This is a genomic window from Acinetobacter sp. ACNIH1, assembly GCF_002934695.1.
Classification (GTDB): domain Bacteria; phylum Pseudomonadota; class Gammaproteobacteria; order Pseudomonadales; family Moraxellaceae; genus Acinetobacter; species Acinetobacter variabilis.
On sequence record NZ_CP026420.1, the window covers coordinates 861753 to 888583 of the forward strand.

General features: G+C 41.0%; 25 protein-coding genes and 2 pseudogenes. 11 read left to right on the forward strand and 16 right to left on the reverse strand.

All coding sequences use genetic code 11. The annotated features are described in order from the left end of the window. Positions 1-187 precede the first annotated feature (187 nt). Positions 188-1501, reverse strand: coding sequence for a D-alanyl-D-alanine carboxypeptidase PBP6B (locus C3F22_RS04340; RefSeq protein ID WP_004784169.1), 1314 nt, complete (start codon positions 1499-1501; stop codon positions 188-190). Between the two features lie 175 nt (positions 1502-1676). Here C3F22_RS04340 and C3F22_RS04345 point away from each other — a divergent pair, with 175 nt between their 5' ends. Then, a complete protein-coding gene (locus tag C3F22_RS04345; RefSeq protein ID WP_004784167.1) occupies positions 1677-3380 on the forward strand; it encodes a M61 family metallopeptidase in 1704 nt (567 codons plus the stop codon). A 66-nt stretch (positions 3381-3446) separates the two neighbouring features. On the opposite strand, the gene paaI is transcribed toward C3F22_RS04345, so the two are convergent. The 3 genes from paaI to C3F22_RS04360 all read right to left on the reverse strand — a co-directional run bounded on the left by paaI (position 3447) and on the right by C3F22_RS04360 (position 4882). Continuing rightward, complete coding sequence (gene paaI, locus C3F22_RS04350) at positions 3447-3839, reverse strand: hydroxyphenylacetyl-CoA thioesterase PaaI (protein WP_004784165.1); 393 nt, start codon at positions 3837-3839, stop codon at positions 3447-3449. A 169-nt stretch (positions 3840-4008) separates the two neighbouring features. Beyond that, entirely contained in the window at positions 4009-4407 is a 399-nt protein-coding gene (uraH, locus tag C3F22_RS04355) for a hydroxyisourate hydrolase (RefSeq protein ID WP_004784162.1), read from the reverse strand. Between the two features lie 31 nt (positions 4408-4438). Then, on the reverse strand, positions 4439-4882 hold the full coding sequence (locus C3F22_RS04360) for a GlcG/HbpS family heme-binding protein (protein WP_004784161.1): 444 nt from the start codon (positions 4880-4882) through the stop codon (positions 4439-4441). A 174-nt stretch (positions 4883-5056) separates the two neighbouring features. On the opposite strand from C3F22_RS04360, the pseudogene C3F22_RS04365 reads away from it, so the two are divergent. Together C3F22_RS04365 and C3F22_RS04370 are read left to right on the forward strand one after the other, a co-directional pair. After that, positions 5057-5728: pseudogene (locus C3F22_RS04365) on the forward strand (heavy metal response regulator transcription factor). Continuing rightward, positions 5725-7086 (forward strand): annotated as a pseudogene (locus C3F22_RS04370) (heavy metal sensor histidine kinase). The pseudogenes C3F22_RS04365 and C3F22_RS04370 overlap by 4 nt, the downstream one beginning before the upstream one ends. Before the next feature lie 8 nt (positions 7087-7094). On the opposite strand, the gene C3F22_RS04375 reads toward C3F22_RS04370, so the two are convergent. Continuing rightward, complete coding sequence (locus C3F22_RS04375) at positions 7095-7877, reverse strand: rRNA large subunit pseudouridine synthase E (protein ID WP_004784150.1); 783 nt, start codon at positions 7875-7877, stop codon at positions 7095-7097. A 479-nt stretch (positions 7878-8356) separates the two neighbouring features. Between C3F22_RS04375 and C3F22_RS18835 the strand changes: the two genes are divergently transcribed. Continuing rightward, positions 8357-8497 carry a hypothetical protein gene (locus tag C3F22_RS18835; protein WP_004784147.1) on the forward strand — a complete coding sequence of 47 codons (141 nt, stop codon included), beginning with the start codon at positions 8357-8359 and terminating at the stop codon, positions 8495-8497. Between the two features lie 161 nt (positions 8498-8658). Here the strand turns inward: C3F22_RS18835 and C3F22_RS04380 are convergent, their stop codons facing one another. Both C3F22_RS04380 and C3F22_RS18335 read right to left on the reverse strand, forming a co-directional pair. After that, positions 8659-9591, reverse strand: coding sequence for an IS5-like element IS17 family transposase (locus tag C3F22_RS04380; protein WP_104425911.1), 933 nt, complete (start codon positions 9589-9591; stop codon positions 8659-8661). A gap of 580 nt (positions 9592-10171) precedes the next feature. Then, positions 10172-10336: a hypothetical protein gene (locus C3F22_RS18335; protein WP_004784140.1), complete on the reverse strand. Its 165-nt coding sequence runs from the start codon at positions 10334-10336 to the stop codon at positions 10172-10174. An 810-nt stretch (positions 10337-11146) separates the two neighbouring features. Here C3F22_RS18335 and C3F22_RS18730 point away from each other — a divergent pair. From C3F22_RS18730 to C3F22_RS18495, 4 genes are all read left to right on the forward strand, one after another. Continuing rightward, entirely contained in the window at positions 11147-11275 is a 129-nt protein-coding gene (locus C3F22_RS18730) for a hypothetical protein (protein ID WP_004784138.1), read from the forward strand. A 172-nt stretch (positions 11276-11447) separates the two neighbouring features. Beyond that, a complete protein-coding gene (locus C3F22_RS04385; RefSeq protein ID WP_004784137.1) occupies positions 11448-11999 on the forward strand; it encodes a M23 family metallopeptidase in 552 nt (183 codons plus the stop codon). An 88-nt stretch (positions 12000-12087) separates the two neighbouring features. Then, positions 12088-13341: an acyltransferase family protein gene (locus tag C3F22_RS18490; RefSeq protein ID WP_004784135.1), complete on the forward strand. Its 1254-nt coding sequence runs from the start codon at positions 12088-12090 to the stop codon at positions 13339-13341. 19 nt (positions 13342-13360) lie between these two features. Further along, on the forward strand, positions 13361-14077 hold the full coding sequence (locus C3F22_RS18495; protein ID WP_004784134.1) for an SGNH hydrolase domain-containing protein: 717 nt from the start codon (positions 13361-13363) through the stop codon (positions 14075-14077). 70 nt (positions 14078-14147) lie between these two features. Here C3F22_RS18495 and C3F22_RS04395 read toward each other — a convergent pair whose 3' ends face one another. Together C3F22_RS04395 and C3F22_RS04400 are read right to left on the reverse strand one after the other, a co-directional pair. Beyond that, positions 14148-15359: a YbfB/YjiJ family MFS transporter gene (locus tag C3F22_RS04395; protein WP_004784133.1), complete on the reverse strand. Its 1212-nt coding sequence runs from the start codon at positions 15357-15359 to the stop codon at positions 14148-14150. A gap of 208 nt (positions 15360-15567) precedes the next feature. Continuing rightward, positions 15568-16803, reverse strand: a complete 1236-nt coding sequence (locus C3F22_RS04400; protein WP_004784132.1) for a pyridoxal phosphate-dependent aminotransferase — start codon at positions 16801-16803, stop codon at positions 15568-15570. 152 nt (positions 16804-16955) lie between these two features. Here C3F22_RS04400 and msrB point away from each other — a divergent pair, with 152 nt between their 5' ends. Beyond that, a complete protein-coding gene (gene msrB / locus C3F22_RS04405; RefSeq protein ID WP_004784131.1) occupies positions 16956-17375 on the forward strand; it encodes a peptide-methionine (R)-S-oxide reductase MsrB in 420 nt (139 codons plus the stop codon). Beyond that, positions 17372-17848: a glutathione peroxidase gene (locus tag C3F22_RS04410; RefSeq protein WP_004784130.1), complete on the forward strand. Its 477-nt coding sequence runs from the start codon at positions 17372-17374 to the stop codon at positions 17846-17848. Before msrB ends, C3F22_RS04410 begins: the two co-directional genes overlap by 4 nt. A 131-nt stretch (positions 17849-17979) precedes the next feature. On the opposite strand, the gene dapC is transcribed toward C3F22_RS04410, so the two are convergent. From dapC to C3F22_RS04440, 6 genes are all read right to left on the reverse strand, one after another. Beyond that, positions 17980-19149, reverse strand: coding sequence for a succinyldiaminopimelate transaminase (gene dapC / locus C3F22_RS04415; protein WP_034590142.1), 1170 nt, complete (start codon positions 19147-19149; stop codon positions 17980-17982). A 22-nt stretch (positions 19150-19171) separates the two neighbouring features. Next, complete coding sequence (gene glnD / locus C3F22_RS04420; protein WP_004784127.1) at positions 19172-21838, reverse strand: [protein-PII] uridylyltransferase; 2667 nt, start codon at positions 21836-21838, stop codon at positions 19172-19174. Positions 21839-21861: 23 nt separating this feature from the next. Further along, positions 21862-23076: a formate-dependent phosphoribosylglycinamide formyltransferase gene (gene purT, locus C3F22_RS04425; protein ID WP_171064818.1), complete on the reverse strand. Its 1215-nt coding sequence runs from the start codon at positions 23074-23076 to the stop codon at positions 21862-21864. A gap of 127 nt (positions 23077-23203) precedes the next feature. Continuing rightward, a complete protein-coding gene (locus C3F22_RS04430; protein WP_004784125.1) occupies positions 23204-23686 on the reverse strand; it encodes a hypothetical protein in 483 nt (160 codons plus the stop codon). A gap of 243 nt (positions 23687-23929) precedes the next feature. Next, a complete protein-coding gene (ygaH, locus tag C3F22_RS04435; protein WP_004784121.1) occupies positions 23930-24277 on the reverse strand; it encodes an L-valine transporter subunit YgaH in 348 nt (115 codons plus the stop codon). After that, positions 24274-25002 carry an AzlC family ABC transporter permease gene (locus C3F22_RS04440; protein WP_171064817.1) on the reverse strand — a complete coding sequence of 243 codons (729 nt, stop codon included), beginning with the start codon at positions 25000-25002 and terminating at the stop codon, positions 24274-24276. The genes ygaH and C3F22_RS04440 overlap by 4 nt, the downstream gene beginning before the upstream one ends. A gap of 128 nt (positions 25003-25130) precedes the next feature. Here C3F22_RS04440 and C3F22_RS04445 point away from each other — a divergent pair, with 128 nt between their 5' ends. Next, complete coding sequence (locus tag C3F22_RS04445) at positions 25131-25625, forward strand: hypothetical protein (protein WP_004784117.1); 495 nt, start codon at positions 25131-25133, stop codon at positions 25623-25625. Positions 25626-26153: 528 nt separating this feature from the next. Here the strand turns inward: C3F22_RS04445 and C3F22_RS04450 are convergent. Continuing rightward, positions 26154-26768 carry a superoxide dismutase gene (locus tag C3F22_RS04450; protein WP_004784113.1) on the reverse strand — a complete coding sequence of 205 codons (615 nt, stop codon included), beginning with the start codon at positions 26766-26768 and terminating at the stop codon, positions 26154-26156. Positions 26769-26831 lie beyond the last annotated feature (63 nt).

Consider the following 26831-nt stretch of genomic DNA (forward strand, 5'->3'; position numbering starts at 1 on the left):
TAAAAATAAGAGAAATTTAGACCAAATATACTATGGCATGGGCAGCAGGCCGTCTTGATTAGAATTGTTATACAAATTACAAAACGTAGCAATTATGTCAGGGGAGGTAAAATTGACGAGAGGAAAGGAAGAAATCTATGGAGGGAGTTAGAAGACAAATGAGAGGCCTTCTAACTGTATTCAGCGCTTATTTCTGGATTGGATAGAGTTTGGCACTTGGTGCACTTTCTGCAAAGATGCCAAAGAAGCTGGATAACCAGCTTAAGAATTTCTGGAAGAAACCTGCTTCTTCAAGCTCAACCATATCTTCAATCTGGATGGTACGAATAAGCTGATTATTCTGATAGACATGAATCGTCGCCAATGGCATCACTTTGGCCATAGGTGCAATCAGTTCAGAAGCATTCATTTCTACATTAATATGGGTCTGGGTTTCATGTAGCGGTTCAATGCTTTGCATTACACCATCACCTGTATTCAACATCACTCGTTGATGGTTTTGATCGAACTGGTTCAGGTCAATGGCATAATTCTGATCATATAAAGAGGTCGTAATAATCTGCGGCTGTTTGGTCTCTACCTTAAACATTTTTAAAGTCGATTTGATCACCGGTAATTCAGCCAGTAACTGTTTGTCTTTAATGGCGACTTCATTACGAGTATAGGTATACGCCAGATTCATCAACTTATGCGACACTTCAGCACGTTTGGCAGCACTTTTAGTCCCTAGAACTACCACAATCAAACGACGATGGGGCAGTTCCATATCATAAGTCGGACGATTGGCGGTAAGCGCCAGGTTATAGCCGGCTGCGCGAGTGAAGCCCGTTTTTAAACCGTCCACGCTTGGGTCCACTTGCAACACGCGGTTAGTGGCGCGGTGAAAATGGTTGTTATAGCTAAAACTTGGCTGCTTGGAATAATACAGATAGTCTGGAGTCTGGTTGACCACAGCTGCCGACAAACGCGCCAGATCGGCTACAGTAGAATAGTGCTCAGGCATGGTAATGCCGGCCGGATTCTGGAAATGGGTATGTACCATGCCCAAAGCTTTTGCTTCCCGATTCATTCGCTCGACAAAGCTTGGAATATCACCTGAAATTTTTTCTGCCAATGTCACAGCAGCATCATTCGCCGACATGATAATCAGGCCTGCTAGAAGCTGATCAATCGAAATCTGCTCACCTTCTTTCAGGTACATTTGTGACTCATCCCACATCACTGTTTTCACAATCGGCGTTGCAGTTAATACTTCACTTTTATCCAATTTACCTGCCTGAATTTCCTTGAGTGCAATATAAGCGACCATCATTTTGGTGAGGGAAGCAGGTGCACGTTGAACATCGGCATTGTGTTCGGCAATGACCTGACCTGATTGTGAGTCAAGAATGGTCCAGGCTTCTGCTTCAACGCTTTCAGGCAAAATATTCAGAAGGGCAGCATATGAAATTGCAGGCACAAACAGGCTGAGAACTGCAAGCAGTGAGATGATGTATTTCAAAGATGTTCCTTAATAACCAACCGGTCGATGAACGATTTAATTTTCACGCATGCTATGCCTTTTTTTAAAGGATAGCTAGTCAGAAATGTAGACAAATGCGACAGCTAAGCAATACTGGCCTAAAAAATGCTAAGCTAAGCTATAACTCATTTATTTGTATTTTATATCGCCCATTATGTTGCATTATCAAATCGAATTTGACGATTATCGTCAGCACCTTATTCACGTAACTCTTCGCTTTTTAGCAGACCCAACGCAAGTCCTTTCTTTACCGACCTGGATTCCGGGCAGTTACTTGATTCGTGAGTTCTCAAAGCATATTGAGGCGGTCAAGGCTTATGATGAGGATGGACGCCAGCTACAAATCCAGAAGTTTGAAAAGAATAAATGGCGTTTATTCAATACGGATCATGAACTGATTACTGTGGAATACGATGTCTACGCGTATGACCTGTCTGTTCGTGGTGCATATGTGGATCAAAACCGTCTCTATGTGAACCCGGCTTGTGCATGTTTGGGGCTGGAAGGTCAGGAACGTAAAGAAATTGAAGTTGAAGTATTCCTGCCGGATGAGCTGAAACATTTCCAGCTTGCGACGGGTATGCAGGCCAAAAGTCTGGTCAAAGGTCGCTATACCTTAAAAGCAAAAAACTATGCTGAACTGATTGATGCACCGTTTGAACTGGCAGAGCAGACCCGTTTCAGTTTTGAAGCCAATGGCATTCCGCATGAGTTTGTGGTGTCAGGCAAACATGCGATGAATGAACAGCGTATGAAGCAGGATATTGAGAAAATCTGTGCGACAGAAATTTCCATGTTCGGTTCTGCACCATTCAATGATTATACCTTTATGACTATGGCAACCGGTAACAGCTATGGTGGTCTGGAGCATCCGAACTCAACCAGTCTGATTACACCGCGTGATGACTTCCCTAAAGCAGATGAGCCTGAAGAGCCATCGAAAGATTATCAGCGTTTCCTTGGTCTATGTAGTCATGAGTATTTCCATTCATGGTTAGTTAAATTTATTCGTCCAGAAAACTTCGTGAATTATGACCTGAACAAAGAAGGCTATACCTCTTTGCTTTGGATCTTTGAAGGGTTTACGTCTTATTATGACGACCTGATTCTGCTACGTAGTGGTGTGATCAATCAGGAATCTTATATTGCATTGCTGAAAGCGCAGATTGATCGCTATTTGCAAAACCCGGGACGTTTTATCCAGTCAGTATCTGAGTCTAGCTTTGATGCCTGGGTGAAATTCTATCGTCAGGATGAAAACTCAAACAATGCCGGTACAAGCTACTACAATAAAGGCTGTTTAGTCGCATTGTGTCTTGATCTAGGTCTCCGTCTGCGTGGCTCAAGTCTGGACGCTTTGATGCGTAAGCTTTATGAAAATACGCAAAATGGCATTCAGGTCAATGAACGGACTATCTTTGAGTTATGTCAGGAATTGACAGGTGATAACTGGTTAGAACAGATCAATCATTTGATCAATACCACAGATGAATTGCCTTTAGATCAGTTACTACCTGAATTTGGCGTGAGCTATACGCTGAAAAATGACAAGTCATTACCATTTGGTTTGAAACTTGCAGATAAGCCTGAAGGTGTGCTGGTTCAGTCTGCACGTCGTGATGGAGCAGGGGTGAAAGCGGGCCTTTCAGCGAATGATGTAATTGTAGCGATTGATGGCCTTAAAGCAACGACGAAACTTGTCGAGAAATATGCGAAACAGGAAGGTACGTATACTGTCCATGCATTCCGTCGTGATGAGCTGATGACTTTTGAAGTTCAAAATGGTGGTTCTGAACTGACTGAGGTTGAGTTAAAAGTTGAAGATCAAGCTAAAGCCGAGAAATGGTTGAAAGCTTAATCAGAATGTTGCTATTAAAAAAACCGCTGTTAAGACAGCGGTTTTTTATTGGGTTTTTTAGATGATTTATTTAATGATCAGTCGTGAAGTTCCACGGAATTCAGCCACGATTTGATCTTTCTGATTCAGGATCTGAATATCGTAAATACCACTACGACCGCTACTGGCCTTATGTTCAGCTATGGCGATAAGGGTATCACCTAACAAAGCTGGTTTTAAATAATGAATCCCGCAATGTTGGCCGACTGCTGGGTGTTCGCCGGTATTGCAGGCAATGGCAAATGCAGCATCAGCTAATGCAAAAATCACAGCGCCGTTACAGGTTTGATGTCCCTGTAAATGTTGTTCAGTCACTTTAAGTTCAATCTTCGCATGATTGTGGTTATAGGAAATTAGATGTGCACCGAGATACTGAATTAATCGGTCCTGGTTAAACATTTGATTCACTTGCTGATCCATTGCAAAACTCCTTTTTAGATACACTTTATTTTAAAAATAATAATTATGTGAATCATAAATAGCATTTCAGGAGATAAATAACAAGCGAAAGCCAGATGAATGATAAAATGCAGCTGTTTTACACATCAAAATAAAGCGCCATGAAAATGACGCTTATAGATAATAAGGATTAGTTGCCACGATAGGTTGAATAACCATAAGAGCTCAGTAATAAGGGAATATGATAGTGCTCTAGAGTACCGTCAATCGTAAATACCACAGGCACTTCAGGGAAGAAGGTGCGTTGATTATTGGCCTTAAACCAGTCACCGGTTTTGAAGGTCACTTTATAGATGCCTTTCTGTAAAGCAGTATCTTTAGGATAAAACTCTTTAATACGGCCATTAGCATCTGTTTTTAACTCATTCAGTTTTATCCACTTGTCACCTTGCTGAGCTTCCAAAATCACCGCGACATTGGCGGAAGGCAGCCCAGTTTCCTGATTCAGCACATGCACACTTAAAGGATTCTGTGCAAAAGAAAAGCTTGCTGTCACCGCTAGAAGAGCACCAAAAATAATTTTTTTCATGGGTTTGATCCTATTCAATAGATGGATAAAATTAAAGTTGTTTTAAAGTATGTTGAATGCCTTGTACGGCACACTGATGATCCTGTTCAGAGCCACCAGAGCCTGCAACACCAACAGCGCCAATGAGCTGGTTTTTATAAACCACAGGCACCCCGCCGCCCAGTAATAACAATTCACCCAAGGTATTTAAATTCTGTGCATCCGGGTTCTTTTGTGCATGACGCATAAAATCCAATGTACTTGTCTTAGTCGAGTATGCAGTAAAGGCTTTACGCTGTGATGCAGTTAAATTGTGAATTCCGACAGATTCATACCGTTGACTGGCCAGAACATTGCCGCCTTGATCCAGTACCGTGACTGCAGCGGGTTTGCTGGCTTTCTGACAAGCTTGCATGACATTCTCAGCAAGTTGGTTTGCTGTGTTCAAGTCCATAATATAGGCCGTTTTTAATTCAGCATGGCTTAAGCTGACCATCGCCAAGCTCGCTAGATATAACAATATTTTTCTCTGATTCAATCTGCTTATCATGATAATGTTCAATCATATAGAAATTGAGAAGATCATAATCAAATAATTGAGGCCCATGGATGACAATCAGATTACCAATTTGTAATCTTTGCGCTGTATGAAATTGATTAAACTCAGCCCATGCATATTTTAATTGTAGAAGATGGAACCAAAATTGCCGGCTTTTTGGCTACAGGCTTAAATGAATCCGGCTACCAGACTACACAGCTAGGTAATGGCCTGCATGCCTTATCGGTGCTGGAACAGCAACAGATTGATCTGGTATTGCTGGATGTGATGCTGCCCGACCTGGACGGCTAGCAAGTCCTCAAAACTTTGCGTACTTTCTCTAAAGTTCCCGTACTCATGCTGACGGCCAAAGATCATGTGCTTGACCGGGTCAAAGGATTGGAACTAGGTGCAGATGACTATTTAATCAAGCCTTTCTCTTATATCGAACTCTTGGCCCGTATCAAGAGTCTGCTGCGCGGTGTACCCAAAACACAACATGAAATGTATCAAGTGGCCAATTTAGAGCTGAATCGTTTAACCCGGGAAGTATTTCGAGACCAGCAAAAAATTGAGCTTACCCAAAAAGAGTTTGCACTTTTGCAGTTGCTGATGGAACACCAGTCCGAAGTGTTAACCCGGACACAAATTGCTTCACTGGTCTGGAATATTAATTTTAATACCGATACCAATGTCGTTGATGTTGCTGTACGCCGATTACGTTCTAAAATTGATGACCATTTCAGTCCAAAACTTATTCATACGGTACGTGGTATGGGCTATAAGCTGGATGCGCAAGCATGAAAATGCATTTGGGCACACGTCTCGGCATCGCTTTTGGCCTCATTTCCTGTATCGTTTTTCTAAGCATCGGTGGATTGTGTCCTATCACAATATGCAGCAGATAGTGCAACAACAGCAGGATGAAGCTTTGGCCTTGCGGATTTCCAGGATTGAAATATTTCTGGCTGATCAGCAAAGCTTTCAGGTGCTGATCGAACATCCAGAGCTTTATGAGAATATGCTTGGACAGGAAGACAACTTACTGATCCTTAAAAACGCGCAGAATACATTAATTGATATTAATCCTTTAAATATTACTATTCCTCTATTGGATTATCACACCAAGCTAAATTATCAAAATAATAAAAATTGAACAACCCACGACCCGTTTGGCATTTAAGCAAGTGGACTTTAATGGACAGACTTATCAACTGATTGCCGGTAAGCAACTCATAGCAGGGCAACAGGTTTTAAAGCATTACCTGATAAAATTAGTGATCTACACTCTGCTTGGTATTATTTTATCCACCTTGTTAGCCTGGCTGATGGAACACTATCTGCTACGATCCATGCGTCAATTAATTTATGCCACTCAGCAGATTAATGTACAGCAGCTGGATCAACGCATCGAGTTGCCATCCCGAACTATTGAGGTGCAGCAACTAACAGAGGCCATAAATGCCATGCTGGACCGAATACAGCAAGGCTATGAACAGCTGGTCCGATTTTCTGAAGATATTTCTCATGAATTACGAACGCCCCTGAATAACTTGATGGGGCAAACCCAGATTGCCTTGTCGAAGTCACGTAGTCGCGATGAATTAGAAAATCTGCTGTATTCTCATCTGGAAGAATATGAACGTCTGACCCAGATGATTGAAAACATGCTGTTTATCGCCCGGGTAGAACATGGTCATTATCAGATAGAAAAATAGACACTAGAACTGAGCCAGATCATAGAAGATTTGCTGGCATATTTTTAGCTTCTGGCAGAAGAAAAAAATATATCTATTTATACGGATATTCCGGCTCAACTGAATATAGCTGCGCATCCAGAATATCTGCAACGTGCGCTTGCCAATTTACTCAGCAACGCAGTGCAGTATGGAAAGGAAAATGGAGAGATCAGAATCACGGCGATGACTACAGAAAATAGCTGTCGGATTGATGTGCTGACAGCAGGTGTACAGATCCCCGAGCAGTATTTAGCCCATCTGTTTGAACGTTTTTACCAGATTGAAAGCAGCCGGCATCAAAAAGCCCAAACGGGTGGTTTGGGCTTGGCGATTGTGCAGTCGATTATGCAGTTGCATCAGGGGGAAGTTCAGGTGAATAACCATCCTCAAGGTGTGGTCTTTAGTTTGATCTTCCCGACCTGAGCAGTGGCTTAACGGGTACGACGGCCACGACTCTTAGTATTTGGACGGGTAGTACCATTAGTCTTGCGACGTGGTTTTTCACCTTCTTCCATTTGCCAGATACGCGGTGTACCGGTTTTTTTCTTGGTGCCGTCTTTCGTTACTTTCTTGTTAATCGGTTTACCACCGGTACCACCCGGCTTTTTCACATAAGAGCGCGAGCGGTAAGGTTCTTGAGCAGGCACATCTTTAAAGTCTGGATAAAGTAGGGGTTCAATTTCTTTAGTTTCACCTGGCTGTAAACCTAATTGAACCAGATCAATCGAACCGATTTTGGTGCGGATCAAACGTAAGGTAGGAAAGCCGACTGCTGCAGTCATACGACGAACCTGACGGTTACGACCTTCACAGATTGAAATTTCGACCCATGAAGTTGGAACAGAAACACGGAAACGTACAGGAGGATTGCGTTCCCATAACCATTCCGGTTCAGTGACTTTAATTGCTTTGGCTGGCAGCGTAATACCGTCATTCAGTTCAACGCCTTTACGAAGCTGTTCTAGAGCTTCTTCGGTTATATCACCATCGACCTGAACCAGATAAGTTTTGAATTTTTTGCTGGCTGGATTAGTAATATATTGGTTTAAACCACCATGATCGGTCAGGAACATCAAACCTTCAGAATCCATATCCAGACGACCGGCAATACGCAGATCCGGATCGTCTACGAAATCCGCCATAGTCTGATGTTTTTCATCTGGACGAAATTGGGAGAGGACGTCATAAGGCTTGTTAAGAATGACAATTTTCACTTTAACCTACTAAAATATATAAAATAATTCTGATGTGGCAGTCATGTTGCCCATTGTAATACTCCTTTACTTATAAATAGGAGATAAGGGAAGACATAAAAGAGTCCACTAAGTGGAAGCTATCATAGCAGATTCTGATTTATCTTCCTCGAATTTATGTTTTGCATCAAATTTGATTGCGTTTGATTGCGACCATGCCGCTTTAAAATGATGTACTTTTTGTATTCAAATATGATCTTCCGTTTAAGAATGTTAATCATCGATAATCTACATTTTCGACTGCACTTGTCGATTTAGTTAAGGGAAAATAAGGCAATTCAAGGCAAAGCAAAAAATTGATAATGATTTTTATAGACCTGAAATGGCTTTGATGAATTTACATACCATACAAAAAGCTTTCCAAATTGACTTAGACCACTACAAAACAAGCTGATATTTTAATTTCACAGTTTCTAATATTTTTAATTTTGAGGTGAACAATGAAATTGTTGACTTTAATTAGTATGGGTATTGCAGCAAGTTATTGTTATAAAATCATCAAACATAACAAGCAAAATCTTTCGAATCTAAGTTTTGATGAAGTGATTAATCAACACATTTTACGAGATTTTATAGCCTGAGCATTACTTATATTTACTGCTAGTTTAATTTGATTATAAATAGAAAATCTCAACATATATTGTTGGGATTTTTTATTTTTATCATTTGAATATTTTTAGATAAGATAAGGGCTTTGTTGCACAAAGATTTGAAATGCAAAGCGCCCCTAATTGAGCCAAATTTAAGGCGTAACTTGGGTAAGTGGTCGACCTAATTCCGTAAATCTGTTGAGGACTGCTACACGTGCATGAATTTCATTCACCTGACTAGGAAAGCTTCTTGCCATTAATTTATCGCCTAATAATTTGATGCAATGCATCTTGGTTTCCACCAAACTGCGGCGATGATAGCCTGACCATTTTTTCCATAATGTCCTGCCTAAACGTTTAACTGTTCGAAGTAATTCATTTCGCTCTAGCGAGCTACTCTTTGTATCTTTCCATGGTTTCGCATTTTTTCTAGGTGGAATCACCGCATGTGCTTGCCGATCTGCAATGACCTGACGGCATTGCTTGGTGTCATAAGCTCCATCGGTATAAACAGAGTCAATCTGCTCATCTTGTGGAATCTGATTAAGTAAATCACCAAGCACCTGTGAATCACTGACATTATTGGTTGTGAGTTGAATAGCGCGTATTTGTAGGGTTTTGGCATCTATACCAATATGTAGTTTACGCCATTGGCGACGATATTCAGCTCCATGTTTCTTGCGTTTCCATTCGCCCTCACCTAGAAACTTCATGCCTGTAGAGTCTACGAGTAGATGCAGCCCATCGCTACTTTTTTGGTAGCTGATTGCAATATCAATATGCTTTTGTCTTCTACAAAGCGTACTGTAATCTGGTGCGGTCCAATTTAATCCGCAAAGTTCAATCAGACTTTGCACAAAGCCAGTGACCATACGTAAAGACAAACGGAATAGAGATTTAATCATTAAGCAGCATTGGATAGCTGCGTCGGAGTAGGTTTGATTTCGCCCTTGTTTGCCTTTTGATGGCGCATACCATTGCGTAGCAGGATCAAACCAAATGGCAATATTTCCGCGACTCATGAGTGCTCGGTTATATGCGGGCCAATTGGTTGTGCGGTAGATTTTGTGTGTAGGCTTCTTCATTTGAAAATTATATCGCTGAAAAAGCCTTTACAGATAGGTTTGTGCAACAAAGCCGTTTTAATTTGATATCAAATAAGGAAAATAAATTATGAAATAGTAAAATTAGAAGCTATGAAATAACTTAAAAAGACATTAAGTTCAAAAGCTTAAATTTTGGAATGGCAATATATTACATAGAAAATTTTTTTATAAACAAAGATTATTTTATGATTTCAAAGAAATAATCTATTAATTTTTTAAATAAAATCCATTAAGTAAATGAAAATTAAGAATATATTTATTGATAATTAAGGTTTAATTTATAGTTTTACTCTCTTATATTGTGTTTTACTTTAGTTTAAATATTCAAGATTATGTAATATTTTGTTATTTGGTTTTATGCTTATGTAGTGTATAAATAATATACAGCTCTCCATGAGGGAAAAACACATGACTAAAGCAGAATTAGCTGTCTCCGCATTGGTCGTATTCCTTATTACCTTGATGGTTTATGGAGTAGGACAATCATTGAGTTATTAAAATAACTTTTCCTAATGATTCCCGTATGTAAATAAAGCCCTTCGTGGGCTTTATTTTGTTTTCAGTCTGAGTCTGAATCATTCTTCTGATTTTCAGAATATTCTAGCGCAGCTTTTTGTGCTTCTGCGGCAGCTTTAGCTTCCAAAGGAATAGCATCTGCTGCAATAGTAGAAGTACCATAAAAGCCCATCGTAATGAGTATTAGAATTTTCGAAAACTGTTTCATACAAAATCCTCTAATTTTCTAAAACTTGATTTCAGTATAGGGGATAAAACTCTCTGCACATGTATGAGCGGTGTCTGCTTATGTAAGATATTCGGGCTTAGCGTGAAAACCCTTTCACCTTATGTAAGAACAATTATCTTATGAATTATTTTGTAGAATTAATTAAAGAAATGTTTTAGAAATTGAAAATATTAAATTTATAATTAGAAAGATATAAATTAGACTTCTTGCGTTAGTCAAAATTTAAACAGCCCAAAGCTACATTTTATAAGGTTTTAGCCAATTCAAAAATTAGGTAAAACGATACTTTCGCAAGAGGTCTATTAATAAATTGTTAAACCTGAAAATAGTGGCAAGATGACTCTGAATACAGATCTAATATTCAATCTACCTGATCATCCAGTTATTCCTTTACTGCGAAAACTGTGGCCTACGTTTTATAGCCTCTCATACTAAATATACTATTACTGTGTTGGTTCGATTCTGAACTGGAAACTTTGTGAACGTTGATACATCAATGCTAAATTTGAATCATCACGTTAGACGCACATTTATTGTTAAATATTTGAAGGGTTTCATTCAGAAAACCATATTTATATTCAGGGTTAAAACAGGTATCAACATGCAACGCTATGTAAGCGATGTAAATACCTCGAATAAAGATCTAATCTGAATTGAATGACTTAACTAAAGATGCTTTTACATTGACGTATTTGGATACAGCTCCGCGATTGGCTTATTTTATATAAAGGTTAAAGTGATTAATGCAACTTCCAGTGATAGAGACAGTTCTCCAAAGGAGTTTATTCTATGGCTAAATCAAGAGCAAAACATAAGCAGGTTCAGCAAAAGGATAAAAAGGACAGTGCTCAGAATGAAGAGCAACAACAGCAACAGCAACAACCCTCTAAACCATCCCGTGCGAAAAAGCGTAAATAAGATTTAAACTGATTCAACAAAACCCTCAGCTGAGGGTTTTGCTATTTTTAAGACTGTTTTCGAAAAACAATTGGGAAAAAACATCACTAAAAATAACAGGATTTTGACTTTAAATTTCTGTGTATTCCTTAAGATAAAACGAACTCCTCATTAAACAGCTAAGCGAGCTATTGTGAAAATTCCCAGAATCCTGCTTTTAATATTTTCCTTAAGCATATTACTTACTGCCTGTCAGCCACCGCCATCAGGTGAACCAGCGGGCTGGAAAAGTCCCTACCTCTATTGGCAATTAAAAAAAGCTGAGCTGATTAGACCAGTAGAAATTCCTGTACAAGGAGTAAAACCTCGCCAGATTCAGGATACTTGGGGTGAAGCACGGAGTGAAGGTCGCAAACATGAGGGGACTGATATTTTTGCTAAACGGGGAACACCGGTAGTCAGTGCGACCCAAGGGATCGTCCGTAAGATTGGAACCAATAATTTGGGCGGTAAAGTTATCTGGATTACTGGCCCGAATTTAAGCCAACATTATTATGCTCATCTAGATGATTATGCTGAACATATTCAGGAAGGAGACTGGGTAGAAGCAGGTGAAATCATTGCCTATGTCGGCAATACCGGTAATGCGAAAAATACACCACCACATTTGCATTATGGGATTTATCTCAGTGGGGAAGGTGCGACCAATCCTTATCCTTATTTAAAGGTAGAAGAATTGGAATAAGCGCAGGTGAATGTAAAAAAAATGTAAAAGATCGCCATCTAAAGAATGAAAAGCATAAAATAGCGTATCTCCCGTTTTTCCTGTTTTTATGAGTTTTGCTTATCGACCAGATATCGATGGCCTGAGAGCGATTGCAGTATCATTGGTCATTTTCAATCACCTCGGCTGGTCACTATTTTCTGGCGGCTATATTGGTGTTGATATTTTCTTTGTCATTTCCGGTTATCTCATTACGACCATTTTGAAGCGCGATATTGAGTTGCAGCAATTTTCAATTGCACGGTTTTATAAGAAACGGGTGATCCGTCTGGCACCTGCATATTTTACTGTACTGGCAATTGTCAGCCTGATTGCTTGGCAGGTGATGTTGCCGGGTGAGCTGACGGAATATTTTAAAAGCGTCATGTATGCCACTGTGCTCATTGCCAATCTGTATATGCGAAATGAGGTGGGAGATTATTTCAGTCCGAATGTAGAAAATGTGCCTTTGTTGCATTTATGGTCATTGGGCGTAGAAGAGCAGTTTTATATTTTCTGGCCGCTCTTGCTATGGCTATTCTTGAGTAGAACCTCACGTAAATATCTTTGGCTTGTTATTAGTGTATTTATTGTCGCTTTAGTTATATACGCCCAGCAGCAACTGACTCATAATCCAGCCAAAGTTTACTATAGCATGCCGGTACGAGCGTTTGAGTTATTGATTGGCGCATTGATTAGCTGCTTGCCAAAACTGAATCTGCCAAAAAAACTATTACAGGGATTGGTCTGGGCTGGAGTAAGTGTTCTATTTGCAACTGCAATTTATTTTGATCAGCAAACCCCATTCCCAGGACTGATGGCATTGATCCCGTGTCTTGCAACGGCACTCATTATTTATCTGGGACAATCTATATCTTCAAGTAATTTATTACTGAGTAATCGTCTTAGTACCTGGATTGGCAAGATTTCATATCCTCTGTATCTATGGCACTGGCCAATCATCGTGTTCTTTGGCATTTATATGCTGCCCTTGAATCTGGAAAATCAGATTATTATTGTTTTTCTATCACTTATATGTGCATTTCTGACTTATAAACTGACTGAAACACCACTGAAACGCTTTGTGATGGCTGCAAATTATAAAGTGATTATTCTTGGATTTATGTTACCTGCAGTCAGTTTTATTGCGATCGCCCAAACCATCAAAACACATGAAGGTTTCCCGGAGCGTTTTCCAAAATCGGTGCATGACAAACAGGAAGCATTACACACGTATGCACATGTGATTCGTAGTAACTGCATGGATACTGCGGATCCAATATGTTTTACCCAATGCTCAGGATTGTGTCTTAGGACAATCTAAAGAAGATATTGATTTCCTGTTGATTGGCGATTCGCATGCCAATGCCTACACAGCAATGCTGGATGAATGGGCAAAGGATGCTGATTTACGCGGTTATGACGTTACGCAAAGCTCAACCTTTTATCTGCCAGATGTACAGCGATTTGAATTAAAGTTGAATCAATGGAAAGAATTGACCAAATTCCAAAAACGTAATGATGCTATTACTGCGCATCTTAAAGAAACCCATTATCCAATGATTATTCTGGCGGGTTCTTATGCGCAGTATTTTGACGATAATATAAAACTTAAAGATAGTGTCCATCATACTGAGGAAGAGATATTTAGAGCAGGCTTGATGAAAGCCTTAGAAATTGCCCATCAATCTAGTGATCAGGTGGTGCTAATTAATGATGTACCACATCTAGACTGGGAAGGGATTCCATCTGATTGTAATATTCGTAAAGAGATTCTTCATCGAGACGCTTCATGTACAGTTTCTCGAAAAAGTTATGAAGCACATTTAAAGCAATTCAATCAGATTCTGGCAGAAGCAAAACTGAAATATCCACAATTAAAAATTATTGATCCAACCAAAGTCATCTGTGATCAGCAGGCATGTAAAACGATGTTGAATGATGTGCCTTTGTATCGTTTTAAAGATGATAATCATCTTAATGATCAGGGTTCACGGCAATTGGGCGTTGAATATCTAAAACAGTTTGGTAATCCGCTTAAAGATTTGAAAAAAGATTAAATGGAATAAAACCACGTTTAATGACGTGGTCCTATTCCTTGGGATTTGGGGCATTGACTGATTTTAATCTTTATTTAATTCTTTCTTCTTGAACAGAAACCGGTTGCGGTTGCTCATCCATCTTATATTTGGAAGAACGTGTATTCCAGAACAGTTGTAATGTTCCCCCTAATAAAACTAAAGCAGCCAGCATAAACTGTTGATGATAGTTCAATCCAAGATATTGCAGGGCGCTAAAACTTAATCCACTAATCAGCTGAACAGAGGCAAAACATAGAGTCGCAATACTCCAGAGCTTTTTATAGGCCAGTCCATACAGTTGCAAAATGGTATAAGAGGTGAGGAAAACCACAGCGGGATTCAACATTCCGGTAAAAAAAGAAGAACTGAAAGTGAGGAACGGGTTAGCATTTAAAGTCGCGATGAAAATCGCCAGAATATACACACTATAAAGAATCTTTAAGGCGGTAAAATTGCCAAATTTTCTTGCCAGAATATAGGCAGAAAAAGCACCTAAGGCACTGCCCAAACCATATAGAATCCAGTTAAAGTTAATCCAGAATAAGCTTAATCCTAGTTCATGGCTGAGATAGTCAATCCAGAACAGGGAATGCGGAATATAGGCAAATGCACTACAGGCATAAACCGCCAGTAAACTATAAAAGACTGTATTTAAAGGTACTTGAGCAGCATGAGAAACAGATTGTTTAGCTAGATAGGGTTTAAATTGTTGTATCAGTAGGCTTAAGCAGATACAAATCATCAGGGCAAACCCACATAAGATCAGCCAGGCCGTACGTATGGAAATCTGGTCAAGATAAGGTAAAAACAGTGTAGCTAGTAAAACCCCCAATCCAATTCCGCTAAAACCAATAAAATTGATCTTAAAACGGTCTTTTAAATCGCAGCACTGAGCCACGACACTTGGTGACAAAATCATGAGCAGACCACCACTGATACCGGAGATCACGCGCCAGCTGATATACCAGATTTCAGAAAACCCTGAAAAAGCGCAACAGAATAAGCTAACCATTCCAGCTATTGCAGCAAGCTGGATATAGGTACTCATGCTTCGATCTTGAGGCAAGCGCATCGCTGCAAAAGCACCCATTAAATAACCCAGTAGATTGGCACTACCCAAAAGGCTGGCAAAACTCGCGCTCCAGACAAAGGCTTCACGTGTACCAGGTAACAGGGCAGTATAGGAAAAACGCAGAATGCCGATGCCTAAGCACATGCTCAGGCAGAGAAAAAGACTAAGCTTGACCGTATTTGAGGACATCCATATACTCTTGAAGTTTTATATTTGTTCAAAAAATAGCATGAATCATCAAGCTAAAGGAGAAAAGGCTGAATAGATTTTATTGAGAAAAGAAACTCTAGATTAACAGCATACCTCTTTTTAAATATCTATAAAGCTTGTCGCGGAAATTTTTAAACAATAAAAAACCGCATTCATAAATGCGGTTTTTTGAGTTAACTTTTATAAATTAACGCATTTTTGCCAGGAAACGGCCTAAACGGGTAATCGCTTCACGCAGTTCATTTTCTGCTGGCAGGAATACCACACGGAAATGATCCGGTGTTGGCCAGTTGAAACCAGTACCTTGAACCAATAGAACTTTCTCGGCACGTAACAGATCAAGCATCAGTTTTTCGTCATCCTCAACCGGATAGATTTCTGGATCAAGACGAGGGAAACAGTACATCGCACCTTCCGGTTTCACACAAGATACCCCCGGAATCTCGTTTAGCATTTCCCAGGCAATATTACGCTGTTCATATAGACGGCCACCTGGGCGGATCAAGTCATTAATAGACTGATAGCCACCGAGTGCAGTCTGAATTGCATATTGTGCTTGATGATTCGCGCAAAGACGCATTGAAGCCAGCATATCCAGGCCTTCAATGTAGTCCATTGCACGTGATTTATCACCAGTAATCGCCATCCAGCCTGAGCGATAGCCAGCAATACGATAGGCCTTAGATAAACCGTTGAACGATACACATAATTGCTTGCCTGCAAGCGAAGCTACTGAAACATGTTCAATACCATCGTAAACGATCTTGTCATAGATTTCGTCTGCAAACAGGATCAGATCATATTTCTTCGCCAGATCCACGATTTGCTGTAATACATGACGCGGATAAACCGAACCAGTCGGGTTATTCGGGTTGATAATCACGATTCCGCGGGTATTTGGCGTGATTTTGCTTTCCATATCCGCAATATCTGGATACCAGTGATCTTCTTCATCACATTTATAGTGAATCGCAGTACCGCCAGACAGGTTCACTGCCGCAGTCCATAATGGATAATCCGGCATTGGAATCAGCATTTCATCGCCGTCATCCAGCAGGCCTTGCATCGCCATCACGATCAGCTCAGATACGCCATTGCCGACATACACGTCGTTCACGTGCATATCCAGAATGCCTTTTTGCTGGTAATACTGACAGATCGCTTTACGTGCCGGGAAAATTCCTTTGGAATCTGTATAGCCAATCGCATTTGGCAGGTTCAGTGCAACATCATTAATGATTTCTTGCGGGGCTTCAAAGCCGAATGGGGCGGGATTTCCGATATTCAGTTTGATAATTTTATGTCCGGCTTCTTCCATCTCGTTGGCCGCTCGTAACACTGGTCCGCGAATGTCGTAGCAAACATGCTCAAGCTTAGACGATTTCTTGATCTCGCGAGGGGGGGTGTTACCAATACCGGACATAATTCCATCCAATTAATTTTTAAGTTAAACCTATAGATTACGCAAATATCACAATCTATGCTGAAATTTCGCTAGAAATTTTTTCATCTCTAGCGTAAATATGGAAGTACTGAAGCATGACATTGAATGTCAAAGATTTAAAGGAGTTAGTGATGGGAAAACTCAATAAAACAGACCGGGAATGGCAAAGAGAGTTATCACCAGAAGAGTTTCGCATTACGCGTGAAAAAGGAACTGAACCGGCATTCACAGGTAAGTACTGGAATACAAAACAGGAAGGGACTTATGTCTGCCGTTGCTGTGGTACACCACTATTTTCTTCAACCACTAAATATGACAGCGGTTGCGGTTGGCCAAGCTTCTATCGTCCTGTGAGCAGCTCAGTTGTAGAAGAATTACCTGATACTTCACATGGTATGGTGAGAACAGAAATTGTTTGTCATCATTGTGATGCACATTTGGGACATGTTTTCCCGGATGGTCCGGAACCGACTGGCTTACGTTATTGTGTAAACTCAGCCTCTTTAGAATTACAAACACAAGAAAAAACTGACGAGGAAACTTATCCATGACCAGCATTTATCAGTTTGAAGCTGAGTTGTTAGATGGGAAAAACAAACGACTTGCAGATTATGAAGGAAAAGTACTTTTAATCGTAAATACCGCAAGCAAATGTGGTTTCACTCCACAATTTGCAGGTCTGGAAAAGCTTTACCAGAAATATAAAGAGCAGGGACTGGAAGTTTTAGGTTTTCCATGCAACCAGTTTGGTGGACAGGATCCAGGTTCAAATGAACAGATCGGTGAATTTTGCCAGAAAAATTATGGGGTTTCTTTCCCAATGTTTTCCAAGGTAGATGTTAAAGGTCCAGAAGCGCATGCGATCTTCCGTTACTTGACCAATAATTCTAAAGGAATTCTAGGAAATGGTATTAAGTGGAATTTTACCAAATTCCTGATTGGTCGTGATGGCAAGGTATTAAACCGTTTTGCACCTACCACCAAACCTGAAGATCTCGAAACAGAAATTGAAAAGGTTTTATAAGTTTATTTGAAATGTCTAATTTCTAATGAATAGAAAATAAGTTAAATAAAAAATAATTTGTAGTCAATATCCATAAAAAAACCCACTTCTGGAAAGTGGGTTTTTTTTATTTGTGTTTAGGTCTTAGAAGATTAAAGAATCGCTTTTAAACGCTGAATTACCTGCTCACATTGTGCCAGATCAGCCACCAATGCCAGACGCACATGATTTTCACCCGGGTTGCCTTGTGTAGTTTCACGAGACAGGTAACGGCCTGGTAATACTTTGATATGCGCTTTTTCCATCAACATTTTGGCAAAAGCTTCATCATTGTCCACTTTGAGCCAATAGTAGAAACCCGCATCCGGTTTTTTCAGCGGAAGCAAGTGCCCCAATTCTTTCTGGAACAGATCGAACTTGGCACGATACTGTACCCGGTTTTCTTCCACATGGGCTTCATCATTCCAAGCGGTAATTGATGCTAACTGGTGTTGCACCGGCATCGCTGCACCGTGATAAGTACGGTATTGCAGATAAGGTTTGAGTAAAGTGGCATCACCTGCAACAAAGCCTGAACGCATGCCTGGCAGGTTGGAGCGTTTAGATAGAGAATGGAAAACGACACAGTTTTTATAGTCATCTCGGCCAATCTCGGCACACACTTCCAGTAAACCTGTCGGTGCTTCATCAAACCAGAGTTCTGAATAGCATTCATCAGAAGCAATGACAAAATCATATTTGTCTGACAGTGCAATCAGCTTTTTAAACTGCTCTTTAGAAAGAACAGCACCTGTTGGGTTGCCCGGTGTACACACAAATAACAGGGCAGTTTTTTCCCAGACTTCAGCCGGAACTGCATCAAAGTCGCCTAAGTAATCATTTTCTTCAGTACAGTTAATGAAATAAGGTTTTGCACCTGCAAGCAGGGTAGCACCTTCATAAATCTGGTAGAAAGGGTTTGGCATCACCACATAAGGCGCATCTTCACGATTAATCAGCGCCTGAACAAAAGAGAAGATCGCTTCACGGGTACCGGAAACCGGTAATACATTGCTGTCTGCACTGATGCTATTCAGTTTAAAACGACGAGTCAGCCAGTTGGCAATGCTTTCTCGTAATTCAGGTAAGCCTTTGCTGTTCGGATAAGTCGATAGATGCTGGAAATTATCGATAATCGCCTGTTTCACGAACTCGGGTGCTGGATGCTTTGGTTCACCAATTGAAAGGGGAATCAATGGCATATTCGCAGGCTGGATATCCGCAAAAAGTTTATTTAACTTTTCAAACGGATATGGGTGCAATAAAAACAAGCTAGAGTTCATGAATGTGTTACCGAGCAGTGTGTTAGTGTTGAGCATTGACCTGATGTGAGGCTTCATCCAGAGCAGCTTTTAATGCCGCTGCAAAATTGTCGGACTCTGTTTGGGTCATTGGGCTGCCATCTTTTTTGGTGACAAAGAAAATATCTTCAGCACGTTCGCCAAGCGTGGCAATTTTAGCAGAGTGAATATCCAGACCCTGCATCATAAATAAACCGCCAATTTTCGCAAGTAAACCAGGATGGTCAAGTGTCGCAATTTCCACCATATTCTGATTTAAAGCCTCATTGAGAGTGATATCGACAGTATTTTCAATATCAAAATGACGTAACTGACGCGGAATGCGGCGCTGCATCAGACCTGGATATTCATCAGAATGACTTAAGGCATCCTGTAAGGCTTCAATCACAGTCGCTTCACGTTCTGGGTCAGTCAGCAGCGTGCCAAAACGGTCAAGTACGACATAGGTATCCAGACTAAAGGCTTTGGTCGCGGTAATAATCCGGGCATCCTGAACGTCCAGATTCATGCGATCCAGAACAGCAACCGTGGTAGCGAACAGATTTGGCTTGTCTTGGGTATAGATGAAGATCTGCACGGCATCCTGCGCATATTTACGATGCGCACGCATTAATACCAATGGTGCAGGATTATCGCCATGTTCCAGAATGGCACGGGTATGCCAAGCGATTTCATCGGCAGATTCTTTCAGGAAGTAGTCGTCACCCAGTTCCTGCCAGACTTTTTCAACGTCATAGAGTGAGAAATGTTCTACCAGACGTTCACTAGCTTCGAATTTGGTATCTTCAATCAGCATTTGATAATCAACCGGACGGCCGAGACCTGAACGGATCACATCACGCGCATGTGTATAAAGCTGACGCATTAAAGATGAACGCCATGTATTCCAGAGTTTTGGATTGGTCGCGTTGATATCTGCCACTGTCAGCGTGTACAGATAATCCAGATGCTCCATATCGCCCATTTTTTCAGCAAATTCTTTGACTACATCCGGATCGGAAATGTCTTTTTTCTGTGAAGTCACCGACATGGACAAATGGTTTTCAATCAGCCAAGCAACCAGATTGCATTCACGTTCGGTAAAGCCATGGGTACGGCAGAACTGAATCGCATCGGCTGCACCAAGCTCACTATGATCGCCACCACGACCTTTGGCAATATCATGGAAAATAGCCGCTAGATAAACAATGTCACGACGTGCTAGGCGCTGGAACACGGAGCTGACCACTGGGAATTCTTTGGCAAATTCGGGTTCTTTGAAGCGGTTCAGATTGCGGATCAAGAGCAGGGTATGTGCATCTACGGTATAGATATGGAACAGGTCATATTGCATCAGGCCGGTAATCTGTCCGAAAGCTGGAATATATTTGCCCAGAACACCATAACGTTTCATCGCAACTAGCGTTTCGTACAGGCGATGCGGTGAACGAATGATGGCCATAAACAGGGCTTGGTGTACCGGATTATCACGGAAACCCTGATCAATACGTTTAGCTGCCAAAGTAAGCAGACGTAAAGTACGGGCACGTATGCCTTCAATTTCAGGACGATTAGCCAGCAAATAGAAAATTTCCAGAATGGCGCTTGGCTTTTCTGAGAAAATCTTGTGATGTTGAACTGCTAACTTGCCATCGACCAGTTTGAAATTTTCATTAATTTCTTCAATCTGGCGTTCATATTGAGGTAAACGTGGGGTAATGACTGATTCATTGAAATAAGCCAGCAGCATTTCATTCAAAGTTGAAACCTGCTGCGCGCTACGGTAATAGCGCTTCATAAACTGTTCGATTGGATAGTTCGGTGACTGACCTTCTTCACGGGTATAGCCAAACATCGCCGCAATATCTCGTTGATAATCGAATAGCAGGCGGTTTTCATCGCGCTTGGTCAGGCGGTGTAAATGATGACGAATTTCCCAGAGGAAGCTTTCTGCTTCTTCGAGTACAGCAAGTTCAAATTCTGAAATAAAGCCCAGATGCACCAGGTCATAAATACGGTTGACACGGAAATGACGTTTGGCAATCCAGCCAATCTGGTTGATATCGCGGATACCGCCTGGTGCATTTTTAATATCCGGTTCCAGATTGCTTTCAGTATTATTGTGTTGAGCATAGCGTTTGTGCTGCTCATCCATTTTCGCATCAAAAAAGGTTTTATCGGTCCAGGTTTGTGACACGATCCGGCGTGGCCACTTGGTTAAATTTTCATTACCAATAATAAGACGTGCTTCAATTAGGGAAGTCGCTACCGTAAGGTCACTGCTGGCCTGATTGACACATTCATTGATGGTACGGACACTGATGCCCGGTTTGAAATTGCCCACATCCCAAAGAGAAGAAATAAAACTGGAGATCAGCTTTTCCTGCTCTGGAGTGAAATCATCTTCAGAAAGGATCATGATATCGACGTCTGAATATGGCAGCATTTCGCGGCGGCCATAACCGCCGACTGCGAAAAGTGCCAAATCGGTTTGATCCAGTTCAGCATGATTCCACAGGAATTGCAGAGCCTCATCAATCAGGTTGGAACGGGCCTGAATGATGTCACGGATAGACTGTCCATTTTCAAAACATTCCTGAAGCTGATTTTCTACATCGCTACGCCATTGGTTGATCGCTTTGATGTCATTGTGACTTTTAATGTAATTCAGCAGTGGGGAGGTATTGATCATGAACAGTGGTCCGTTGTATTTACTTAATTTTGATTCACATTAACTTGGTCAGCAACCTGTTGAGCCAGCTCGCGAGCCTGTTCAATGCTTTCTGCACGCGCAGTCGCGACACCCATACGGCGGCGTTTAAAACCTTCAGGTTTACCAAACAGGCGTAAATCGGTATCGGCATGGGCTAAAGCAAGATTCAGGCCAGAAAATGAAAGGTTGCGATCATCGACACCTGCGTAAATTACGGCACTGGCAGCCACACTATGGCGAGCTGTATTGACTGGTAAGCCTAAAATAGCACGGGCATGCAGTTCAAATTCACTCTGGAACTGGGAAGCCAAAGTGACCAGACCAGTGTCATGCGGGCGAGGTGAAACCTCACTAAACCATACTTTGTCGCCTTTGACAAAGAGTTCTACACCAAAAATGCCGCAACCGCCCAATGCCGTGGTGACTTTATTGGCGATACGTTTTGATTCTTCCAGAGCAGCAGGGCTCATTGGCTGAGGCTGCCAGCTTTCTACATAGTCGCCTGAGTCCTGACGATGTCCGATTGGATCACAGTAAGAGGTTTCGATTTCGCCAGTTTGAGGATTTTTAGCCCGCACAGTAAGCAGGGTAATTTCAAAATCAAAATCAATCTGTGATTCGACAATTACTTTGCCCTGATTAACTCGACCACCTGTTTGCGCATATTCCCAGGCAGCATCAACTTCTTCAAAACTTTTCACGCGAGATTGGCCTTTACCTGAAGAAGACATCACCGGCTTCACAAAGTTTGGATAACCAATGTCATCACAGGCTGCGCGGAAAGATTCCAGAGAAGCGGCAAAGCGATAAGCAGACGTCGGTAAGCCTAGTTCTTCAGCTGCCAGACGACGAATGCCTTCACGATTCATGGTCAGGTTAACCGCTTTAGCAGAAGGAATTACAGTTGCAATATTCTGTTCTTCGATTTCAACCAGTACTTCTGTCGCAATCGCTTCAATTTCAGGAACAATGAGATGCGGCTGAATTTTTTGAATGAGCTGTTTGAGTTCCGCTGCATCTGCCATATTTAAGGCATAAGAAAAATGTGCCACCTGCATGGCAGGAGCATCTGCATAACGATCTGCAGCATGAACTTCTACACCTAAACGTTGCAAGGAAATCACCACTTCCTTACCTAGTTCTCCTGAACCTAGCAATAGAACTTTAAAAGCTGAAGATTGAAGAGGAGTACCAATAGTCACGTTCATGTGTATTATCCATGCTTGATTTTATGGACTTTTAGCATAACAGAACTCAATGCCGAGATAAGCCGAGTTTCATACAAAATTGTGATATTGGCCAGCAGTTTTATTTATAAAAGTTTATAGAGAATTGCATCTGAAATCAGGCAGTTCGCTTTACTGTATTTTTCATAGGGTTTAAATCATAAATACGATTTTGCGGATTGAGTTTTTTCATATGCAGAATTTGCTTGTCATTGAGCTGAAGTTGATGGAGAAGTTTCAGACTTTGTATACTCTTAAAGGCGTAAAAGGGAATGACAAAAGGACAGATAAAACCAAATATCCATAGCAATAAACCAAATCCTGAAAATTGCAGTGCATCGAGGAATACAGTGAAAAAATGGAATTGATGATTTGATATTGCGACAAGTGCAAAGAATAAAAACAGTAAAATTACACTAAAGCAAAATACAGAAATGAGATTTGGAATGCCTTTATGTAACAGGCTCCATTGGCTAAAAATGATTTGTTTAGGGTGCAGATGGATCACCTGTTGAGTCTGATTGTAGAGGGCAATGATTTTATTTTTGCCATGCTTCTGAATATAAATGACACGGACATAATCTGCGGGTTCAGCAACCACTTCTACAAAATGACCAGTAAAATTCTGTGCATTGATAAAACATTCAAAATAGCAGCCGGGTAATTCATACTGGTTAAAATAGCCAACATTTCATCACGTCGATGATGAATAAATATTTTCCCTTCAATCATTTGCTTTGGCTCGAACATGCCAACACTTTCCTTATTTTCTTCTTATATAAAAAAGACTTATATATTTAATTTAGCATAAGTCTTGAATGAGATTTCTAATTTACTAAAAGGCTTAAAAAGGCATGGGGATATAGGTATAAATCAGACCATAGGTTAAAGCAGCAGTTAAGGTCGCCATGACAATTTTCTTGAACTTGAAATACAGTCCAGCGAGTACAATAAAACCGATCAACATGGCAAAGCTTTTATCTGGCGTTTCCAATAAGGGCGGTAAAGTCGCCACAACCAGCATGGAACTGATGGCAGCAATTCCAATCGAACCCAATGCAATTTTCAACCATAGCGCACCACGTTTTTGCGAACCCTGCTGAAATTTTTGAATCACATAGAATGGACCAAAACGTGAGGCAAAATTGGCAATTCCGACAATAATCCCGACCAAAATAATTTCAAAATTCATGATTGATCTCCTGCATATTCAGGATCTGGTTTTTTCAGTACATAGTGCTTGAACAGGCCGGCCAAAATGCCGGAACTGATGCCAATAAAGATCGCAGCGGACAAATCGATAAAATAACAGGCAACTGCTGAGACAATAATCGTGCTGGTCACGACAAAGGTATGTTTCTTTTCAAAAGCTGCCAATAAGAAACTTAAGAACAGGGCAGGTAGCAGGAAATCTAAAGCCGCCTGCAAGAATTGTGGCAGATGACTAACCTGATCAGCAAATAGGCCGCCTAGAAATGAACCTATCGCCCAAGATAACCAGCTAAACAGACTCAGACCGAGCATCCACGACTCTGACCATTCCTGACGCCTTTGTGACAGCTTGATCATACCTGAAGCAAAGACTTCATCAGTAAGACCCCAAGCCCAGACTGCGGTTTTCTTCAAGTTTAAACGATCTTGGATCAGGTTTTGTAAAGCTGGGCCGTATAAAAGATGGCGAATGTCCAAAGCAATTACGGTCAATGCAGTCATCCAGATCGAAGTACCGCTACCAAGTAGAGCTACAACTAAAAATTGACTGGCACCGGCATACATGGAGCAGGACAGAAATAAGGCTTCCCAGGCAGTAAAGCCGAACTGGGTGGCAGAAACGCCAAAGGCAAAGGAGACCGGAAGGTAAGTAAATATAATGGCCTGGCTATCTTTGGCACCTTGCCAGAAACCGGCAGGTTGCATCGCTACTGGATTGTGGTCAGACACAAAACACCTTGAGGGAGAGAGTTAAAACAGGGATTAAATCAAGATTGTGTATTGTACGCGAATTTACTAGCATAGTGCCGAAATATTTAACTGGCGATTCTGATATGTTGATGTTCAAGACACGTGCAATGCTGGTCGGTGTTTTAATCGGCAGCACCTTATTTCTTCAAGCTTGTGGAAATGACAGTCAAGCGCCAAAGGCCGAAATTAAAGCGGCACCTAAACTCTCCAATGATGCAACAACTTATGCTAATGCTGCATGGCAATTCATGAATGAAGTCGATCCGCTGGTCTATAACAAGGAAATGGAGCAGATTGATGCTCAGGTGCGTCAACCGGCCCGTAAATTAAGTACTGACTGGCGCATTAATGTGAAAATGACTGACTCAGTGACGGAAGGCAAATATGCCTTATGTCGCAAGGCTTTAACCAGTCTGGAAATCTGGGCACGTAGCACCGTTGAAAATAGCAGTAGCGTGGCACACAGACAGGCCGACTATGAGCGTGATAAACAGCAATGTCAGGGAGCAATTGCTCATCCTGAACTGGGAAATACTGATCCAAAGCAGAAAGGTAATGCAGTAGCTGAACAGTCTTAATCGGGTTTTATAATCTTCAGGCGGAACTTCGGTTCCGCTTTTTTGTTATAAAAAACGATTCTATTTATATAAATAAAAAATAATTAAAATCAAGAAATATTGCCCTGAGTCATTAAAAAAGTCCTATAGTTGACTCATAATCAAGCGATTTAGAGATAAAAGTTAATTTTTGGAGTAATTTTAAATGTTAAATAAATTGTTTTTAGCGATAAGTATAAGTACTGTTTTAGTAAGTGCAGTACAAGCTTCTCATGCGTGTGAAGTGGCACCATGTACCAATGGCTTTGATAGCGTCAATGTTTGTGAATTGCGTTCTTAAATTTTAAATCCATCTCCCTATAGAAAATTCAAACAGCAAAAAATAAAAGAAGCCTCAGAATAAGGCTTCCCATACAGTTAGACGATCATGTCTTAAAGCAACATGAACAGACGTTCTAGATACAACACTGCTCCGCCCAAAAGAATACTGAGGCCGCAGATCAAGCGTAAAGAGTGCCAAGACATGAGATTTCGTCCTACTGTATTCATTTATATTGAAAGTGCTTCCAGATAACGGCGATTCACTTCCTTCCAGTTCACCACATTAAAGAAAGCGGCAATATATTCAGGACGACGGTTCTGGTATTTCAAATAGTACGCATGTTCCCACACATCCAGACCTAGAATCGGAGTATTGCCATGCATGAGTGGTGAGTCCTGATTGGCACTGTTTTCTACAATAATGGTTTGATCAGGTGCTACGCTGAGCCAGGCCCATCCACTACCAAAACGGGTTAAGGCTGCCTTGGTAAAAGCTTCTTTAAAAGCTTCAAAGCCACCAAGCTCCTTGTCGATCGCTTGTGCAATTTCACCTTCAGGATTGCCACCGCCCTCTGGACTCATTACTGTCCAGAACAGGGAATGGTTGGCATGACCGCCACCATTATTAATCACATTATTTTTCAAATCTTCAGGTACCTGATTGGCTTTGCTTACCAGTTCTTCTACAGAAAGATCTTCCCATTCTGTGCCTTCAATACCTGCATTGATGTTGTTGATATAAGTTTGATGATGTTTGGCATGGTGGATTTCCATAGTTTTAGCATCAATATGCGGTTCCAATGCATCATAAGCATAAGGGAGTTCGGGAAGGGTATAGCTCATTTTTAATTGTCCTTAAGCGTAATTGAGTGAGTGGAATTTTCGACTAAATTTTAAAATACGCTT